The 17,433-nt window shown below is 71.7% G+C and carries 17 protein-coding genes; 16 read left to right on the top strand and 1 reads right to left on the bottom strand.

The window, feature by feature from the left end; all coding sequences use genetic code 11:
* Positions 1-568 precede the first annotated feature (568 nt).
* From AB0917_RS11270 to ffh, 5 genes are all read left to right on the top strand, one after another.
* Entirely contained in the window at positions 569-2,044 is a 1,476-nt protein-coding gene (locus AB0917_RS11270) for a hypothetical protein (protein ID WP_366819246.1), read from the top strand.
* A 393-nt stretch (positions 2,045-2,437) separates the two neighbouring features.
* Positions 2,438-3,790 (top strand): ammonium transporter, encoded by a 1,353-nt coding sequence (locus tag AB0917_RS11265; RefSeq protein WP_366819240.1) that lies wholly within the window; start codon positions 2,438-2,440, stop codon positions 3,788-3,790.
* Positions 3,787-4,125: a P-II family nitrogen regulator gene (locus tag AB0917_RS11260; RefSeq protein WP_003965965.1), complete on the top strand. Its 339-nt coding sequence runs from the start codon at positions 3,787-3,789 to the stop codon at positions 4,123-4,125. Before AB0917_RS11265 ends, AB0917_RS11260 begins: the two co-directional genes overlap by 4 nt.
* 99 nt (positions 4,126-4,224) lie before the next feature.
* Positions 4,225-6,687, top strand: coding sequence for a [protein-PII] uridylyltransferase (locus AB0917_RS11255; protein ID WP_366819239.1), 2,463 nt, complete (start codon positions 4,225-4,227; stop codon positions 6,685-6,687).
* A 131-nt stretch (positions 6,688-6,818) separates the two neighbouring features.
* Positions 6,819-8,375, top strand: coding sequence for a signal recognition particle protein (ffh, locus tag AB0917_RS11250; RefSeq protein WP_366819238.1), 1,557 nt, complete (start codon positions 6,819-6,821; stop codon positions 8,373-8,375).
* A 133-nt stretch (positions 8,376-8,508) separates the two neighbouring features.
* Here ffh and AB0917_RS11245 read toward each other — a convergent pair whose 3' ends face one another.
* Positions 8,509-9,366 carry a methyltransferase domain-containing protein gene (locus AB0917_RS11245; RefSeq protein WP_366819237.1) on the bottom strand — a complete coding sequence of 286 codons (858 nt, stop codon included), beginning with the start codon at positions 9,364-9,366 and terminating at the stop codon, positions 8,509-8,511.
* A gap of 550 nt (positions 9,367-9,916) precedes the next feature.
* Between AB0917_RS11245 and AB0917_RS11240 the strand changes: the two genes are divergently transcribed.
* The 11 genes from AB0917_RS11240 to AB0917_RS11190 all read left to right on the top strand — a co-directional run bounded on the left by AB0917_RS11240 (position 9,917) and on the right by AB0917_RS11190 (position 17,392).
* Positions 9,917-10,510 carry a hypothetical protein gene (locus AB0917_RS11240; RefSeq protein ID WP_018509633.1) on the top strand — a complete coding sequence of 198 codons (594 nt, stop codon included), beginning with the start codon at positions 9,917-9,919 and terminating at the stop codon, positions 10,508-10,510.
* A 158-nt stretch (positions 10,511-10,668) separates the two neighbouring features.
* Positions 10,669-11,109 (top strand): 30S ribosomal protein S16, encoded by a 441-nt coding sequence (gene rpsP, locus AB0917_RS11235; RefSeq protein ID WP_366819236.1) that lies wholly within the window; start codon positions 10,669-10,671, stop codon positions 11,107-11,109.
* A 2-nt stretch (positions 11,110-11,111) separates the two neighbouring features.
* Complete coding sequence (locus AB0917_RS11230; RefSeq protein ID WP_003980229.1) at positions 11,112-11,351, top strand: RNA-binding protein; 240 nt, start codon at positions 11,112-11,114, stop codon at positions 11,349-11,351.
* A gap of 142 nt (positions 11,352-11,493) precedes the next feature.
* Positions 11,494-12,081 carry a ribosome maturation factor RimM gene (gene rimM, locus AB0917_RS11225; RefSeq protein ID WP_366819235.1) on the top strand — a complete coding sequence of 196 codons (588 nt, stop codon included), beginning with the start codon at positions 11,494-11,496 and terminating at the stop codon, positions 12,079-12,081.
* Positions 12,081-12,902 (top strand): tRNA (guanosine(37)-N1)-methyltransferase TrmD, encoded by an 822-nt coding sequence (gene trmD / locus AB0917_RS11220; protein ID WP_366819234.1) that lies wholly within the window; start codon positions 12,081-12,083, stop codon positions 12,900-12,902. Before rimM ends, trmD begins: the two co-directional genes overlap by 1 nt.
* A gap of 129 nt (positions 12,903-13,031) precedes the next feature.
* Entirely contained in the window at positions 13,032-13,382 is a 351-nt protein-coding gene (gene rplS, locus AB0917_RS11215; protein WP_366819233.1) for a 50S ribosomal protein L19, read from the top strand.
* 71 nt (positions 13,383-13,453) lie between these two features.
* Positions 13,454-14,227 (top strand): signal peptidase I, encoded by a 774-nt coding sequence (lepB, locus tag AB0917_RS11210; protein ID WP_366819232.1) that lies wholly within the window; start codon positions 13,454-13,456, stop codon positions 14,225-14,227.
* Positions 14,220-15,281 carry a signal peptidase I gene (lepB, locus tag AB0917_RS11205; RefSeq protein ID WP_366819231.1) on the top strand — a complete coding sequence of 354 codons (1,062 nt, stop codon included), beginning with the start codon at positions 14,220-14,222 and terminating at the stop codon, positions 15,279-15,281. The genes lepB (AB0917_RS11210) and lepB (AB0917_RS11205) overlap by 8 nt, the downstream gene beginning before the upstream one ends.
* On the top strand, positions 15,184-16,101 hold the full coding sequence (gene lepB / locus AB0917_RS11200) for a signal peptidase I (RefSeq protein WP_366819245.1): 918 nt from the start codon (positions 15,184-15,186) through the stop codon (positions 16,099-16,101). The genes lepB (AB0917_RS11205) and lepB (AB0917_RS11200) overlap by 98 nt, the downstream gene beginning before the upstream one ends.
* 50 nt (positions 16,102-16,151) lie before the next feature.
* Positions 16,152-16,907 carry a signal peptidase I gene (lepB, locus tag AB0917_RS11195; protein ID WP_366819230.1) on the top strand — a complete coding sequence of 252 codons (756 nt, stop codon included), beginning with the start codon at positions 16,152-16,154 and terminating at the stop codon, positions 16,905-16,907.
* On the top strand, positions 16,904-17,392 hold the full coding sequence (locus AB0917_RS11190) for an NUDIX hydrolase (protein WP_366819229.1): 489 nt from the start codon (positions 16,904-16,906) through the stop codon (positions 17,390-17,392). The genes lepB (AB0917_RS11195) and AB0917_RS11190 overlap by 4 nt, the downstream gene beginning before the upstream one ends.
* Positions 17,393-17,433 lie beyond the last annotated feature (41 nt).

Below are 17,433 nucleotides of genomic sequence, written 5' to 3'. Positions count from 1 at the left end.
TATGCCCGCCCCAGCCACGCCTACTGGGACCTGTCGCCGGGGTTCGATTTCGAGACCAAGCTGATCGCCAAGACCAACGCGGCGGCGGTGCTGGATCACGGATGCCGCCGATCGTGAAGCCCATGCCCCCTCCAACGGGTCCGACTCATCGGTGGTTACGACCCGGAGTGCTCGGGTGACCCTCCGTCGCTGCACTCGATCGAGTGGCGTGCGCCGTGGTGCGCCGGGTGGTGCGGCGCGGTGTGTGCGCCCCCCAGTGCTTCCGTATGCTCGCCCTCGGTCGTGGTCGCTCAAGTCAAGCGCGCCCAGCGGCAGTCGGGTTCATTCGCAGGGGTGGCGAATGGTGGCGTTTCCTCAATCCCCCTCGCGGTAGGGGTGATCGTAGGATTACCGTCGGTACACGAACCCTGGGAGGATGTGCAGCCACGGGTATGCCTCGGGCAATCCGGTTTCCTGTTCGACACCGATGGGCTGCGACTCCCGACGAACAGCACCGGTGCACGGCATTCTGATAGTGGTTCGCACGATGAAGGATTCAGCGGGGATGACGGGGAATGGGGGCGTTCCGGTGAGTGGCAGCGGCGCAGGCGATACGGATGCCGGTAAGCGCCCCAACGGGCAGTTGGGGTCGTGGTTCGTACGCAGCGGCTGGTCCAAGGGCGAGCTGGCGCGCCAGGTGAACCGGCGGGCGCGCCAGATGGGCGCCCTCCACATCAGCACCGACACCTCCCGGGTGCGGCGCTGGCTCGACGGCGAGCAGCCGCGCGAGCCGATCCCGCGCATCCTCTCCGAGCTGTTCTCCGAACGCTTCGGCGCGGTGGTAGCCGTCGAGGACCTCGGGCTGCGCACCGCGCACCAGTCACCGTCGGTGGCCGGTGTCGACCTGCCCTGGGCGGGACCGCAGACCGTCGCCCTGCTCAGCGAGTTCTCCCGCAGCGATCTGATGCTCGCCCGGCGGGGCTTCCTCGGCAGCTCCCTCGCGCTGGCCGCCGGGCCCTCCCTGATCGAGCCGATGCAGCGCTGGCTGGTGCCCGTCCCGGTCAGAGGCGCGGGCGAACCGGAGTCGGAGGCCGCCGCCCGCAGGCCCTCCCGGCTCTCCGGCCCCGAGCTGGACCTGCTGGAGTCGACCACCGCGATGTTCCGGCAGTGGGACGCCCAGTGCGGCGGCGGCCTGCGCCGCAAGGCCGTCGTCGGGCAACTCCACGAGGTCACCGACCTGTTGCAGGAGCCGCAGCCCGGCCCCACCTCCCAGCGCCTCTTCCGCTGCGCCGCCGAACTGGCCGAGCTGGCGGGCTGGATGAGCTACGACGTCGGCCTCCAGCCCACCGCGCAGAAGTATTTCGTGCTCGCCCTGCACGCCGCCAAGGAGGCCGGGGACAAGCCGCTCGGCAGCTACATCCTCTCCAGCATGAGCCGCCAGATGATCCACCTCGGCCGCCCCGACGACGCCCTGGAGCTCATCCACCTCGCCCAGTACGGCAGCCGCGACTGCGCCACCTCCCGTACGCAGGCCATGCTGTATGCGATGGAGGCCCGCGCCTACGCCAACATGGGCCAGCCCAGCAAGTGCAAGCGCGCGGTCCGGATGGCCGAGGACACCTTCGAGGACGCGGGGCTGGACGGCGAGCCGGAGCCCGACTGGATCCGCTTCTTCTCCGAGGCGGAGCTCAACGGGGAGAACGCCCACTCCTACCGCGACCTGGCCTATGTCGCCGGCCGCAGCCCCACCTACGCCTCGCTCGCCGAGCCCGTCATGGCCAAGGCCGTCGAGCTGTTCGGCGAGGACGACGAGCACCAGCGCTCCTACGCGCTCAACCTGATCGGCATGGCCACCGTCCATCTGCTCCAGCGCGAGCCCGAGCAGTCCACCGTGCTCGCCGGACAGGCCCTGAAGATCGCCAAGAAGGTCCGCTCCGAGCGGGTCAACACCCGGTTGCGCAAGACCGTCGACACCGCCGCCAGGGACTTCGGCGATGTCGCCGACGTCGCCCGGCTCACCGACCTGCTCAGCGAACAGCTGCCGGAGTCCGCCGAAGCGGTCTGACCCGGCACCACCGGCCCCGGCCGCGGCACCCCTCCCGTACAGCCCGACTCGGCTCCCCCATCGCCTGGTCACCCGGAGGGGAGCCGTGGCCGGTTCGCGTATCCGGGGCACCCTCCGGCGTTTCAACCGCACCGTATGCGGCGTGGGCTGCATGGTAGGCAGCGCACCGGACCCGCCACCTGGGATTCATTCCGTCGTAACACGCACCACCTCTTCGTCACGCTCGCGAAACACCGTGCGGCTTCCCCGGAAACGGCGCTCCGCCAATCTCATGGCGCACAGAGGGTTCCCGGCCATGATCCGCCGGCCCCCGTGACCGGCCCGCACCCTTTCCCAGTGGTCCCGCAGCATTCCCCCGCACGCCGCGGCCGCTCCGACGACGAGGAGACGCCGATGCCCCCAGGCATCACGACGCTTGCCGCAGACGCCCCTGAGCTGTCTGCCGCCAACACCGGGTTCATGCTCATCTGCTCGGCCCTGGTGATGCTCATGACCCCCGGCCTGGCCTTCTTCTACGGAGGCATGGTCCGCGTCAAGAGCACCCTCAACATGCTGATGATGAGCTTCATCAGCCTCGGGATCGTCACGATCCTGTGGGTGCTCTACGGATTCAGCCTCGCCTTCGGCTCCGACATCGGCTCCGTCATCGGCTGGAGCTCCGACTACGTCGGCCTCAGCGGGATCGGCATCACCGAACTCTGGGACGGCACCACCATCCCGGTGTACGTCTTCGCCGTCTTCCAGCTGATGTTCGCCATCCTCACCCCGGCCCTGATCAGCGGTGCGCTCGCCGACCGCGTGAAGTTCACCGCGTGGGCGCTGTTCATCGTCCTGTGGGTCACCATCGTCTACTTCCCCGTCGCCCACTGGGTCTGGGGCTCCGGTGGCTGGCTCGCCGAGATGGGCGTCATCGACTTCGCCGGCGGCACGGCCGTCCACATCAACGCGGGCGCCGCGGCCCTCGGCGTGATCTTCGTCATCGGCAAGCGCATCGGCTTCAAGAAGGACCCGATGCGGCCGCACAGCCTGCCGCTCGTCATGCTCGGCGCGGCCCTCCTGTGGTTCGGCTGGTTCGGCTTCAACTCCGGATCCTGGCTCGGCAACGACGACGGCGTCGGCGCGGTCATGTTCCTGAACACCCAGGTCGCCACCGCCGCCGCGGTCCTGGGCTGGCTCGTCTACGAGAAGCTGCGCCACGGCTCCTTCACCACCCTGGGCGCCGCCTCCGGCGCGGTCTCCGGTCTCGTCGCCATCACCCCCGCGGGTGGTTCGATCAGCCCGCTCGGCGCCATCGCGGTCGGCGCCATCGCCGGTGTCCTGTGCGCCATGGCCGTCGGCCTGAAGTACAAGTTCGGCTACGACGACTCCCTGGACGTCGTCGGCGTCCACCTCGTCGGCGGCATCATCGGCTCCATCCTGGTCGGCTTCTTCGCCACCGGCGGTGTCCAGTCCGACGCCAAGGGCCTCTTCTACGGCGGCGGCCTCGAACAGCTCGGCAAGCAGACCATCGGCGTCGTCGCCGTCCTCGCGTACTCTCTGGTCGTCTCCGGCCTCCTCGCCCTCCTGCTCGACCGGACCATCGGGATGCGGGTCTCCGAGGACGACGAGATCTCCGGCATCGACCAGGTCGAGCACGCCGAGACCGCGTACGACTTCAGCGGCGCCGGCGGCGGCACGGCCTCCCGCACCACCGCCCCCGCCCAGGACACGACGGCAGCACCGAAGGCAAAGAAGGTGGACGCATGAAGCTCATCACCGCGGTCGTCAAGCCCCACCGGCTGGACGAGATCAAGGAGGCCCTCCAGGCCTTCGGCGTCCAGGGGCTCACCGTCACCGAAGCCAGCGGTTACGGGCGTCAGCGCGGCCACACCGAGGTCTACCGGGGCGCCGAGTACACCGTCGACCTGGTCCCCAAGATCCGCATCGAGGTCCTCGTCGAGGACGAGGACGCCGAACAGCTCATCGAGGTCGTCGTCAAGGCCGCCCGTACCGGCAAGATCGGTGACGGGAAGGTCTGGAGCGTCCCGGTCGAGACCGCAGTCCGCGTCCGGACCGGCGAACGCGGTCCCGACGCCCTCTGACAGACGCTCCGCCGGACGGCCGGACGCCCTCTGACGAAGGCCCCGCCGGACGGCCGGAAGCCCTCTGACCGACGGCCCCGCCAAACGGAAGGCACCTGGGTGACGAGCACCGAAGCGATCACCGAAAGCGAAGACTCGGGACCCAGCGGCTACGCGGCGGCCCGGCTGCGCCTCCTCCAGCGGGAGAAGCGGTCCGGGCCGCCGCGCCGTGCCGCCCTGGCCCGCCTCACCGACGAGTGGCTGACCGGCCTGTTCACGGCGGCGGCGACCCGCGCCGGGGTCCGCGGCGCCGCCCTCGTCGCCGTCGGCGGCTACGGCCGCGGCGAACTCTCCCCGCGCAGCGACCTCGACCTGCTCCTCCTGCACGACGGCAGCGCCGACGCGGCGGCCCTCTCCGCCCTCGCGGACGGCATCTGGTACCCGGTCTGGGACCTGGGCCTGGCCCTCGACCACTCCGTACGCACCCCCGGCGAGGCCCGCAGGACGGCCGGGGAGGACCTCAAGGTCCAGCTCGGCCTCCTGGACGCCCGCCCGGTCGCCGGGGACCTCGGCCTCGTCGCCTCCCTGCGCACCGCGATCCTCGCGGACTGGCGCAACCAGGCGCCCAAGCGCCTCCCCGCCCTCCACGAGCTCTGCCAGGAGCGGGCGGAGCGGACGGGCGAGCTCCAGTTCCTCCTGGAACCCGACCTCAAGGAGGCCCGCGGCGGACTCCGCGACGCCACCGCCCTGCGCGCCGTGGCCGCCTCCTGGGTCGCCGACGCCCCGCGCGAAGGGCTCGACCAAGCCCGCCGCACCCTCCTGGACGCCCGCGACGCCCTCCACCTCACCACCGGCCGCGCCACCGACCGCCTCGCCCTCCAGGAACAGGACCAGGTCGCCCAGGCGCTCGGCCTGCTGGACGCCGACGCACTGCTGCGCCAGGTGTACGAGGCCGCCCGCACGGTCTCGTACGCCACCGACGTCACCTGGCGCGAGGTCGACCGGGTGCTGCGCGCCCGCTCGGTCCGCCCCCGGCTCCGCGCCATGCTCGGCGGAGGCCTGGGCTCCAGAACCACCCCCGAGCGCGCCCCCCTCGCCGACGGTGTGGTGGAGGCCGACGGCGAAGTGGTCCTCGCCCGCGCCGCCCGCCCCGACCGCGACCCCGTCCTCACCCTGCGCGCCGCCGCGGCCGCCGCCGAGGCCGGGCTGCCGCTCTCCCGCCACCTCGTACGCCACCTCGCCACCACCGTCCGGCCGCTGCCGGTCCCCTGGCCGCCCGAGGCCCGCGAGGAGCTGGTCACCCTGCTCGGGGCGGGGGAGCCCACCATCGGCGTCTGGGAGGCGCTCGAAGCGGAAGGGATCATCACCCGGCTGCTGCCCGACTGGGAACGCGTCCACTGCCGCCCCCAGCGCAACCCCGTCCACACCTGGACCGTCGACCGGCACCTGGTGGAGACCGCCGTCCGCGCCGCCTCCCTCACCCGCCGCGTCCACCGCCCCGACCTCCTCCTGGTCGCCGCCCTCCTCCACGACATCGGCAAGGGCTGGCCCGGTGACCACTCGGTGGCCGGGGAGGTCATCGCCCGGGACATGGCCACCCGGATCGGCTTCGACAAGCACGACGTGGGCGTCATCGCCACCCTCGTACGCCACCATCTGCTGCTCGTCGAGACCGCCACCCGGCGCGACCTGGACGACCCCGCCACCGTGCGGTCGGTCGCCGAAGCCGTCTCCACGCCCTCCACCCTGGAGCTGCTGCACGCCCTCACCGAGGCCGACGCGCTCGCCACCGGGCCCGCCGCCTGGTCCACCTGGCGGGCCTCCCTCGTCACCGACCTGGTCAAGCGCGTCGCCGCCGTCCTGGCGGGGGAGGCCCCCGAGGAGCCGGAGGAGGCGGCCCCCAGCGCCGAGCACGAACGCCTCGCCATCGAGGCCCTGCGCACCGGCGAACCCGCCCTCACCCTGCACACCCACCCCGAGGAGCCCGCCGGGGACGGCGAGGTGGAACCGGTCGGCGTCGAGTTGCTCATCGCCCTGCCCGACCGCCCCGGTGTGCTGCCCGCCGCCGCCGGGGTCCTCGCCCTGCACCGCCTCACCGTGCGCGCCGCCGACCTGCGCGCGGTGGAGCTCCCCAACGAGGTGGGCGAATCCGCGGACCTGCTGCTGCTGCTCAGCTGGCGGGTGGCGGCCGAGTACGGGTCCCTCCCGCAGGCCGCCCGGCTCCGCGCCGACCTCGTACGCGCCCTGGACGGCTCCCTGGACATCCGGGCCCGGCTCGCGGAGCGGGAGGCCGCCTACCCGCGCCGCAGGGGCGTCAAGGCCCCGCCGCCCCGGGTCGCCGTGGCGGCGGCCGGCTCCCGCCGCGCCACCGTCATCGAGGTCCGCGCGCAGGACGCCCCCGGACTGCTGCACCGGATCGGCAACGCGCTGGAGCGGAGCGCCGTACGGGTGCGCAGCGCCCATGTCTCGACCCTCGGAGCCAACGCGGTGGACGCCTTCTACGTCACCGGGGCCGACGGCGAACCGCTGCCGGAGCTCCGGGCCGCCGAGGTCGCCCGGGAGGTCGAGAAGGCCCTCGGCTGACCCGTACGACACCTCTTCACGGCCCTCGCCCGGCTCCGGAATCGGGCGAGGGCTTGGTGTTCTCCGGGGGACGGATACCCTGGAGGGCGACTGACCTGCCCCGCCCCCGACCCTGAGGACCGACGAGCGCCGTGTTCGATACTCTCTCCGACCGCCTTAGCGCGACTTTCAAGAACCTCAGGGGCAAGGGCCGCTTGTCCGAGGCGGACATCGACGCCACGGCACGCGAGATCCGTATCGCCCTGCTGGAAGCCGACGTCGCCCTGCCCGTGGTCCGGGCCTTCATCGCCAACGTGAAGGAGCGGGCGCGCGGCGCCGAGGTCTCCCAGGCGCTGAACCCCGCCCAGCAGGTCATCAAGATCGTCAACGAGGAGCTCGTCTCCATCCTCGGCGGCGAGACCCGGCGGCTGCGGTTCGCCAAGACCCCGCCCACCGTGATCATGCTCGCCGGTCTCCAGGGTGCCGGTAAGACGACGCTGGCCGGAAAGCTCGGCCTCTGGCTCAAGGGCCAGGGCCACTCCCCGCTGCTCGTCGCCTGTGACCTCCAGCGCCCCAACGCCGTCAACCAGCTCAGCGTCGTCGCCGAGCGCGCCGGTGTCGCGGTCTACGCCCCCGAGCCGGGCAACGGCGTCGGCGACCCGGTCCAGGTCGCCAAGGACTCCATCGAGTTCGCCAAGGCCAAGGTCCACGACATCGTCATCGTCGACACCGCGGGCCGCCTCGGTATCGACCAGGAGCTGATGCGGCAGGCCGCGGACATCCGCGACGCCGTCAGCCCCGACGAGATCCTCTTCGTCGTCGACGCGATGATCGGTCAGGACGCGGTCAACACCGCCGAGGCCTTCCGCGACGGTGTCGGCTTCGACGGCGTGGTGCTCTCCAAGCTCGACGGCGACGCCCGCGGTGGTGCGGCCCTGTCGATCGCCCATGTCACGGGCAAGCAGGTCATGTTCGCGTCGAACGGCGAGAAGCTGGAGGACTTCGACGCGTTCCACCCGGACCGGATGGCCTCCCGCATCCTCGACATGGGCGACCTGCTCACCCTGATCGAGCAGGCGGAGAAGACGTTCAGCCAGGAAGAGGCCGCCAAAATGGCCTCGAAGCTCCAGTCGAGCAAGGGCGGCAAGGACTTCACCCTTGACGACTTCCTGGCCCAGATGGAGCAGGTCCGCAAGATGGGCTCCATCTCCAAGCTGCTCGGGATGCTGCCCGGCATGGGGCAGATCAAGGACCAGATCAGCAACATCGACGAGCGCGACATCGACCGCACCGCCGCGATCATCAAGTCGATGACCCCCAAGGAGCGCGCCGAGCCGACGATCATCAACGGCTCGCGCCGGGCCCGTATCGCCAAGGGGTCGGGCGTCGAGGTCTCCTCGGTCAAGAGCCTGATCGAGCGCTTCTTCGAGGCCCGCAAGATGATGTCGAAGATGGCCCAGGGCGGCGGCATGCCCGGGATGCCGGGGATGCCCGGCATGGGCGGCGGCCCCGGCCGTCAGAAGAAGCAGGTCAAGCAGGCCAAGGGCAAGCGCAAGAGCGGCAACCCGATGAAGCGCAAGGCCGAGGAGGCCGCCGCCGCGGAGCGCCGCGAGCAGGCGGCAGCCGCCCAGGGCGGCGCGTTCGGGCTGCCGGCGCAGGGGGACAAGAACTTCGAGCTGCCGGACGAGTTCAAGAAGTTCATGGGCTGACCGGCCCGACAGGATGCGTGCGTAAGGGGCGCCCTTGAGAGAGGGCGCCCCTTACGCACGTCCGGAACGGCTTCTTTCAGGTCACGTCACGCGGACCAGTCTTACGGTCACGTCACGCGGGCCCGCCTTCGGATCACGTCGCGCAGACCAGGTAGCGGAAGACGTTGGGCATCCACACCGTGCTGTCCGCCCGCCGGTAGGGGTGCAGCGCCTCCGCGACCTCCTTCTCCACCTGGGAGCGGTCGGTGGCCCGTACGGCGGCGTCGAAGAGCCCGGTCGACAGCAGCCCGCGCACCGCGCTGTCCGGATCCGCGTACCCGAACGGGCAGGAGACCCGCCCCGAACCGTCCGGCTTGAGACCCGCCCGCGCGGCCACGTCCTCCAGGTCGTCCCGGAGGGTCGGCCGCCACCCGCCCGGCCGCTGCGGACGCGAGGACTCCGTCAGCCGGGCCGCGACCCGCAGCACCGGCGCCGTGGCGCACCGCTCCGGCGGGCCCCAGCCGGTCAGCACCACGGTCGCGCCCCGGGCCGCCAGCGGCAGCGCCGACTCCAGCGCCGGCACCAGCCCCTCCGCGTCACCGGCCGCGCAGCCGATCGGCTCGAACACGGTGATCAGGTCGTACGGTGCCCCGTCCGCGCCGGCGCCCGCCGGTGGCCCGCTCTCGTGCAGCCGGGCCCGATGCGCGGGCGCGCCTTCCACGCCCTCCTCGGGCAGCAGCCGGGCGCGCGCCAGCGCCAGCCGCTCCCGGTCGGAGTCCACGCCCGTGACCTGCGCCCCCCGCGCCGCCGCGACGAGCATGGCGAGCCCGGAACCGCAGCCGAGCGACAGCATCCGGGTGGCGGGCCCGACTTCGAGCCGGTCGTACACCGCCTCGTAGAGCGGTGCCAGCATGCGTTCCTGGATCTCGGCCCAGTCGCGGGCACGGGTACCGGCGTCCGCCGGCGCGGAGGCATCCGCGTCCCGGTGGTTCCGGACGAGCGTTGGTGTCATGGAAGCGCCCCAATCCGCCAAGAGGTCGGTCTTGCCCGAGTGGACGGCCCCCCGCGTGCGGTATGCCCGCACCCCCCGTATGCCAGAGAACTGCACATCCGCCGTTCCGTCCAGGGGGCGTGGGGCAATGGTTGCGTGCCCCGGTCGTGCGCCCCGTCGGCGGACCGCCGCGCCAGGCCTTTTCACGCCGTCGTGAGCCCGGTCGGAGCTGAGGGCCCGTCGTGGACCGCACACGCCCTCGTACCACGTCCGCTCTTCGACCAGTCTTACCCGACACCGGGCACCGGGCACGTCGAGCGGTCCGCCGGGTACCCTCACCGGCGGACCGGTAAGTGGCACCGGGCGCCGGGGCACCGCACATTCCGCGCGCCGGGCGCACCGCGCGCTGTGCACCACCTTGGTGCGAGCTGTGCGGCTTCTCCGCAGTTCGGCGCACCCGCCCGCGTCCGGACGCATCCAGGACACATCACGAGCAACTGACTGGTACGTGCAAATTATTTGGGATGCCCCGGAATAGGAACACCGGAGCGCCCGGAATCGTTGTCACGACGTGAGCACGACACCACCTGTACTTGCCGCAGAGCTGGCACAGGCGTGGGCCGACATTCAGCGGTACCACCCCGAGCTGCCCGATCTAGCCGCGCCCGAGTCCCTGATCGGAGAGTCCTCGTCCGCCTGTGGCGCCGAGCTCTCCTTCGAGCGACTGCTCCACGAGGCAGTCCACGGCATCGCCGCCGCGAGAGGAGTCCGTGACACCTCCCGCGCCGGCCGCTACCACAACCGACGCTTCCTGGCGATCGCCGAGGAGCTGGGCCTCGACCATGCCGAGGAGCCCCACCCCAGCAGCGGGTTCTCGCTGGTCACCCTGAACCCGGAGGCCAAGCGCCGGTACCGCCCGACCACCGAACGGCTGCAGCGCGCCCTCAAGGCGCACACGGTCGCCACCGCCGCCGACACCAAGCGCTCCTTCCGGGGCCCCGCCGCCCGGCACGGTTCCTCCGGGGGCGGCGTCCGGGTCAAGGCCGTCTGCGACTGCGGACGCAACGTCCGCGTCGTCCCATCGGTCCTGGCCCAGGCCCCGATCGTCTGCGGAGGCTGCGGAAAGCCGTTCCAGATCCCGGAAGCGGCGGTCGCGGTGGGGTGAGACGAAGTGGTGTGGCACAATGGCTAGCTGTACTCGACAGTCGCACAGGACCCCTCTCTCCTCCGGCTGACGCGTCCATCGGGCACTCCGAGTACCGCAACCCCACGTGGCATCTTCGTTGTGCCCAACCACGTCATAGACCAGGAGACACCACTTCCGTGGCAGTCAAGATCAAGCTGAAGCGTCTGGGCAAGATCCGTTCGCCTCACTACCGCATCATCGTCGCCGACTCCCGTACCCGCCGTGACGGCCGGGCCATCGAGGAGATCGGCCTGTACCACCCGGTGCAGAACCCCTCGCGCATCGAGGTCAACTCGGAGCGCGCGCGGTACTGGCTGTCCGTCGGCGCCCAGCCGACCGAGCCGGTCCTCGCGATCCTGAAGCTCACCGGTGACTGGCAGGCCCACAAGGGTCTCCCGGCCCCCGCGCCGCTGCTGCAGCCGGAGCCCAAGGCTGACAAGCGTGCCCTGTTCGAGGCGCTGTCCGCGGACGGCGACGAGGCCAAGGGTGAGGCCATCACCCCCAAGGCCAAGAAGTCCGACAAGAAGGCGGACGAGGCGGCTGACGCTGCCGCGTCCACCGAGTCGACCGAGGCCTGAGCATGCTCGAGGAGGCTCTCGAGCACCTCGTGAAGGGCATCGTCGACAACCCCGACGACGTGCAGGTGGCCTCGCGCACCCTGCGCCGCGGGCGCGTGCTGGAGGTCCGGGTCCACCCCGACGACCTCGGCAAGGTGATCGGCCGCAACGGCCGCACCGCTCGCGCTCTGCGGACCGTCGTGGGCGCCATCGGCGGCCGTGGCATCCGGGTCGACCTCGTCGACGTGGACCAGGTCCGCTGACCGCAGTTGAACACCGGCCAGGGCCGGGGAGGGCTTTCGAGCCGTCCCCGGCCTTTGTCGTCGGCCGCCCCGGACGTTCCCGCGACGGGCCGGCGTCCGCACACCATCAAGACGTCCGCACACCATCCATCGGAGAGACAGCGTGCAGTTGGTAGTCGCGCGGATCGGCCGCGCCCACGGCATCAAGGGCGAGGTCACCGTCGAGGTACGAACGGACGAGCCGGAACTGCGGCTCGGGCCCGGCGCCGTCCTGGCCACCGACCCGGCGGCCACCGGCCCGCTCACCATCGAGTCGGGCCGGGTGCACAGCGGCAGGCTGCTGCTGCGCTTCGAGGGCGTGCGCGACCGTACGGGCGCCGAGGCCCTGCGCAACACCCTGCTGATCGCCGACGTGGACCCCGAGGAGCTTCCGGAGGACCCCGAGGAGTTCTACGACCACCAGCTCATCGACCTGGACGTCGTCCTCGCCGACGGCACCGAGGTCGGCCGGATCACCGAGATCTCCCACCTGCCCTCGCAGGACCTCTTCATCGTGGAGCGCCCCGACGGCAGCGAGGTGATGATCCCCTTCGTGGAGGAGATCGTCGCCGAGATCGACCTGGAGGAGCAGCGCGCGGTCATCACCCCGCCGCCCGGCCTGATCGACGAGAGCGAGGCCGTGGTGGTCTCCTCCCGCGACGAGGAGCAGGCCGCCGGGGAGGCCGAAGAGGCGCCGAAGGGCGACGCCTGATGCGGCTCGACGTCGTCACGATCTTCCCCGAGTACCTGGACCCGCTGAACGTCTCCCTGGTCGGCAAGGCCCGCGCCCGCGGGGTGCTCGACGTCCACGTCCACGACCTGCGGGAGTGGACGTACGACCGGCACAACACGGTCGACGACACCCCCTACGGCGGCGGCCCCGGCATGGTCATGAAGACCGAGCCCTGGGGGGACGCGCTGGACGAGGCGCTGGCCGACGGGTACGAGTCCGGCGCGCACGCCCCGGTCCTCGTCGTGCCCACGCCCAGCGGCCGCCCCTTCACCCAGGAGCTGGCCGTCGAGCTCTCCGCCCAGCCCTGGCTGGTCTTCACCCCGGCCCGCTACGAGGGCATCGACCGCCGGGTGATCGACGAGTACGCCACCCGGCTCCCGGTCGTCGAGGTCTCCATCGGCGACTACGTGCTGGCCGGCGGGGAGGCCGCCGTCCTGGTGATCACGGAGGCCGTGGCCCGGCTGCTGCCCGGCGTCCTCGGCAACGCCGAGTCCCACCGGGACGACTCCTTCGCCCCGGGCGCCATGGCCAACCTCCTGGAGGGGCCCGTCTACACCAAGCCGCCGCAGTGGCGCGGCCGGTCCATCCCGGACGTCCTGCTCAGCGGCCACCACGGGAAGATCGCGCGCTGGCGGCGGGACGAGGCATTCGCCCGTACCGCCCTCAACCGGCCCGATCTGATCGAGCGGTGCGAGGCGGGGGCCTTCGACAAGAAGGACCGCGAGATCCTCTCGATCCTCGGCTTCGCCCCGGAGCCCGGTGGCCGATTTTGGCGCAGGCCACCGGCCGTGGAAGAATAGGCCGCTGCTGTACGTCCGGTGTGCGCCCCTGCCACAGGGGGAAAGACGCCCGCCCGACGCGATCAGCACTCCGAACCCCTCTCGATATCCCGTCGATGACCTGTGGCATCGGCGAAGAAAGCAGAACTCATGGCTTCCCTGCTCGATGGCGTCAACGCCGCCACCCTCCGTTCGGACGTCCCGGCGTTCCGCCCCGGTGACACCGTCAACGTCCACGTGCGAGTGATCGAGGGCAACCGCTCCCGTATCCAGCAGTTCAAGGGCATCGTCATCCGCCGTCAGGGCTCGGGCGTCAGCGAGACCTTCACGGTCCGCAAGGTCTCCTTCAGCGTCGGCGTCGAGCGCACCTTCCCGGTGCACAGCCCGATCTTCGAGAAGATCGAGCTCGTCAGCCGCGGTGACGTCCGCCGCGCCAAGCTGTACTTCCTCCGTGAGCTCCGCGGCAAGGCCGCGAAGATCAAGGAGAAGCGCGACAACTGAACTGCCTCCGCGGGGTGACCGGCAGGACACCCCCTGGCGTACACAGCGCGGCCGGATAGGATTCGGCCGCGATGGACACGCAAGCAGAGCACTCGGAGCGCGACCGCTCCTCGGAACCCCACGCCGGGTCCGAGGAGCGGTCGCGCTCCTCGCGTTTCCGGGGTGCTGCCGCCTCCCTGCGGCGGTGGCGGCGACGCCTCCTCGTCGGAGGGGTGGCGGGCGTGGTCGCGGTGCTGCTGTTCAGCGCCTTCGTGGTGCAGCCCTTCCTGATCCCGAGCGGCTCGATGGAGCCCACCCTGCGGGTCGGTGACCGGGTGCTCGTCAACAAACTGGCGTACCGGTTCGGCTCCGGGCCCGAGCGCGGGGACGTCGTGGTCTTCGACGGGACCGGCTCCTTCGTACGGGAGGACCTGGACGCGAACCCGGTGGGCGAACTGGTACGGGGGGCGGCGGCCTCCCTGGGGCTCGCCGAGCCGCCCGACACCGACTTCGTGAAGCGCGTGGTGGGCGTGGGCGGCGACCGCGTCGTCTGCTGCGACGCCCGGGACAGGCTCCAGGTGAACGGGGCACCGGTGGACGAGACGTACCTCCACCCCGGCGACACCGCCTCCCGGGCGCCGTTCGACATCGTCGTGCCCCAGGGCACGCTCTGGATGCTGGGCGACCACCGCAGCCGCTCCAGCGACTCCCGCGACCACCTCGGATCGCCCGGTGGCGGGATGGTCCCCGTCGAGCGGGTGATCGGCCGGGTGGACTGGCTGGGCTGGCCGCCCGCCCGGATCGGCGGCCTGGAGGGGACCGGCGCCTTCGACGGCGTACGGGCACCCGGCAGGGCGCATGGGTAACCGAGGGCGCCCGCGCGGCGTCCCGGCCCCCGACGCGTCCCGGCCCGCCGCGCCCCGCTCGCTGCCGACCCGGGCCGAGCGCCGCAAGCTCGCCAGGAAGGTCCGGCGCAAGCGCCGCAGATCGGCGATGAAGGAGATACCGGTCCTCATCGTGATGGCGCTGCTGATCGCGCTCGTCCTGAAGACCTTCCTCGTCCAGGCCTTCGTGATCCCGTCCGGATCGATGGAGCAGACCATCAAGATCGGCGACCGCGTCCTGGTGGACAAGCTGACCCCGCTGTTCGGATCGAAGCCGCAGCGCGGGGACGTCGTCGTCTTCAAGGACCCCGGCGGCTGGCTCCAGCGGGAGAACAGCGGGGACCAGGAGGACGCGCCCATCGGCGTCAAGCAGGCCACCGAGGCGCTGAAGTTCATCGGCCTGCTGCCCTCCGACGACGAGCAGGACCTGATCAAACGCGTGGTGGCCGTCGGCGGCGACACCGTGAAGTGCTGCGGCACCGACGGCCGCGTCACCGTCAACGACGTACCGCTGACCGAGCCCTATCTGCACCCGGACGACCGTCCCTCGACCGTGCAGTTCGAGGTGGAGGTGCCGGCGGGACGCCTCTTCATGATGGGCGACCACCGGTCCAACTCCGCCGACTCCCGCTTCCACCTCGACGAGCCCGACCGGGGCACGGTCTCCGAGAAGGAGGTGGTGGGGCGGGCCGTCGTGATCGCCTGGCCCTTCTCCAACTGGTCCACCCTGGAGCAGCGCGAGGCCTTCGCCGCGGTGGCGCGGGCGAGCGGAGCGGAGGCAGCGGTTCCGGGGTCGTCGCATAGGGTTGCCACGCCGGATCGCGACGGAATGGTCCGGATCCCGACCCCTGTGGAACTCCCGCTCGTTATGGGAGTGGTGGGCCTGCACCGGATCGGGCGCGGGCAGTGGCACGTATTGAGGAGTGGATGTGGGGGATTTGGCGGTCGGCGCACGATCCGGACACGGCGAACCCGAGGACCGGCCGGAGCGCGACGAGTCTCCCGTGGGCGGGGCTGCCCTCCCGCCGGGCGGTGACGGCGGTGCTCCGGGCGACGACGGGGGCGGGGGCGATCCGGGCGGTGGTACGCCGCGCAAGAAGCAGCGCTCCTTCTGGATGGAGCTGCCGCTGCTCATCGGTGTCGCCCTGATCCTGGCCTTGTTGATCAAGACCTTCCTGATCCAGGCGTTCTCGATCCCCTCGGACTCGATGCAGAACACCTTGCAGCGGGGCGACCGGGTGCTGGTCGACAAGCTGACCCCCTGGTTCGGCTCCGAGCCGGAGCGCGGCGAGGTCGTGGTCTTCCACGACCCGGGCGGCTGGCTGGAGGACACGGCGACCCCGGAACCCAACGTGGCGCAGAAGTTCCTCAGCTTCATCGGTCTGATGCCCTCCTCCGAGGAGCAGGACCTGATCAAGCGGGTCATCGCGGTCGGTGGGGACACCGTGGAGTGCAAGGAGAACGGGCCGGTCACGGTCAACGGCAAGGCGCTCGACGAGAAGTCGTTCATCTTCCCGGGGAACACCCCGTGCAACGACAAGCCCTTCGGCCCGATCGAGGTCGAGGAGGGCCGGATCTTCGTCATGGGAGACCACCGGCAGAACTCCCTGGACTCCCGCTACCACCAGGAGCTCCCCGGCCAGGGCACCGTCTCCAACGACGAGGTCGTCGGCCGCGCGATCGTCATCGCCTGGCCCGTGGGCCGCTGGGCGACCCTGCCCATCCCGAGCACCTTCGACCAGCCCGGACTCAACGCGGCCGCCGCGATGGCCCCGGCCGCACTGGGCGTGGCCGGAGCGCTGCCCCTCGTGTTCTGGCGGCGCAGGAGGCTGACCGCCGGGCGTACCGCCGGGTAGGGTGCCGACTCGGATCAGCGATTGTCGATCTCCGATGGGGGAGCGCTGGGATGAGCGGTACGAAACGCGACGACGACGGCCGCGGCCGGACCGGCACCATGGTGTCGGGTCTGGCCGTGGCCGTCGGCTGTGTGCTCTTCCTCGGAGGGTTCCTCTGGGCGGCGGTGGTGTACAAGCCGTACGCCGTCCCCACCGATTCGATGTCCCCCACGGTGAACGCCGGCGACCGGGTGCTCGCGGAGCGGGTGGACGGCGCCGACGTCCGGCGCGGTGACGTCGTGGTCTTCACCGACAGCGACTGGGGCGACACCCCGATGATCAAGCGCGTGGTCGGCGTCGGCGGGGACACGGTCGCCTGCTGCGACGAGGAGGGACGGCTCACCGTCGGCGGGGCCCCCGTGGAGGAGCCGTACATCGACCGCGGCCTCGCCGCCGCGGGGACGCGTGCGCCCGCCTCGCCGCAGGACTTCTCCGCCGAGGTGCCCGAGGGGCAGATCTTCCTCCTCGGCGACGAGCGGTCCACCTCGCTGGACTCCCGGGTCCATCTGGAGGACGCGGGGCAGGGCTCCGTACCCCTGAGCGCCGTCCAGGCCCGCGTCGACGCGGTGGCCTGGCCCATGAAGGGGATGATCGGCCGCCCCGGGTCGTTCGCCGCGCTGCCCGGCGGAGTCTCCGCCGACGGCCCGCTCCCGCTCCAGGCGGGCGCCGCGCTGGTGGGCGTGGTCCTCATCCTGGGCGGAGCCGCCTACGGCCCCCTCGCCGCCCGCTCCGCCCGCCGCGGGCGGGCCGCCGGAACCGCCCGGTGACCGCCGCCGCGCGCAGGGTCGCCCGGGTGGTGCTGCTGGACCCCGACGACCGCATCCTCCTGCTCCACGGCCACGAGCCCGGCGACCTCGCCGACGACTGGTGGTTCACGCCCGGCGGCGGCCTGGAGGGCGACGAGACCCATGAGGAGGCCGCCCGCCGCGAGCTGGCCGAGGAGACCGGCGTCACCGACATCGAGCTGGGCCCGGTGCTCTGGAAACGGACCTGCTCCTTCCCGTTCGACGGGCGGCGCTGGGACCAGGACGAGTGGTACTTCCTCGCGCGTACGGAACGGACCGCCACCGGCCCCCAGAGCCTCACCGAGCTGGAATCGCGCAGCGTCGCGGGTCTGAGGTGGTGGACTTCCGCCGAACTTCTCACGACGCGTGAGACGGTGTACCCGACCAGACTCGCCGAGCTGCTGCGCACGCTCCTCGACGAGGGCCCCCCGCGTGTTCCGTTGGTCCTCGCCGCCGAAATCGCCTGATCGTCCAGGGGCGCCGGAGGCTGACGCACAATGGGGGGACG

Source organism: Streptomyces sp. NPDC007346, assembly GCF_040703535.1.
Lineage (GTDB): Bacteria > Actinomycetota > Actinomycetes > Streptomycetales > Streptomycetaceae > Streptomyces.
This window is presented reverse-complemented; position numbering and strand designations above follow the sequence as displayed.

Excerpts from the sequence above, each read along its gene's own strand:
- AB0917_RS11265 (WP_366819240.1), top strand. The coding sequence starts at position 2,438 with ATGCCCCCAGGCATCACGACGCTTGCCGCAGACGCCCCTGAGCTGTCT.
- AB0917_RS11260 (WP_003965965.1), top strand. The coding sequence starts at position 3,787 with ATGAAGCTCATCACCGCGGTCGTCAAGCCCCACCGGCTGGACGAGATC.
- AB0917_RS11245 (WP_366819237.1), bottom strand. The coding sequence starts at position 9,366 with ATGACACCAACGCTCGTCCGGAACCACCGGGACGCGGATGCCTCCGCG.
- AB0917_RS11230 (WP_003980229.1), top strand. The coding sequence starts at position 11,112 with ATGCTCGAGGAGGCTCTCGAGCACCTCGTGAAGGGCATCGTCGACAAC.
- trmD (WP_366819234.1), top strand. The coding sequence starts at position 12,081 with ATGCGGCTCGACGTCGTCACGATCTTCCCCGAGTACCTGGACCCGCTG.
- rplS (WP_366819233.1), top strand. The coding sequence starts at position 13,032 with ATGGCTTCCCTGCTCGATGGCGTCAACGCCGCCACCCTCCGTTCGGAC.
- lepB (WP_366819232.1), top strand. The coding sequence starts at position 13,454 with ATGGACACGCAAGCAGAGCACTCGGAGCGCGACCGCTCCTCGGAACCC.
- lepB (WP_366819231.1), top strand. The coding sequence starts at position 14,220 with ATGGGTAACCGAGGGCGCCCGCGCGGCGTCCCGGCCCCCGACGCGTCC.
- lepB (WP_366819230.1), top strand. The coding sequence starts at position 16,152 with ATGAGCGGTACGAAACGCGACGACGACGGCCGCGGCCGGACCGGCACC.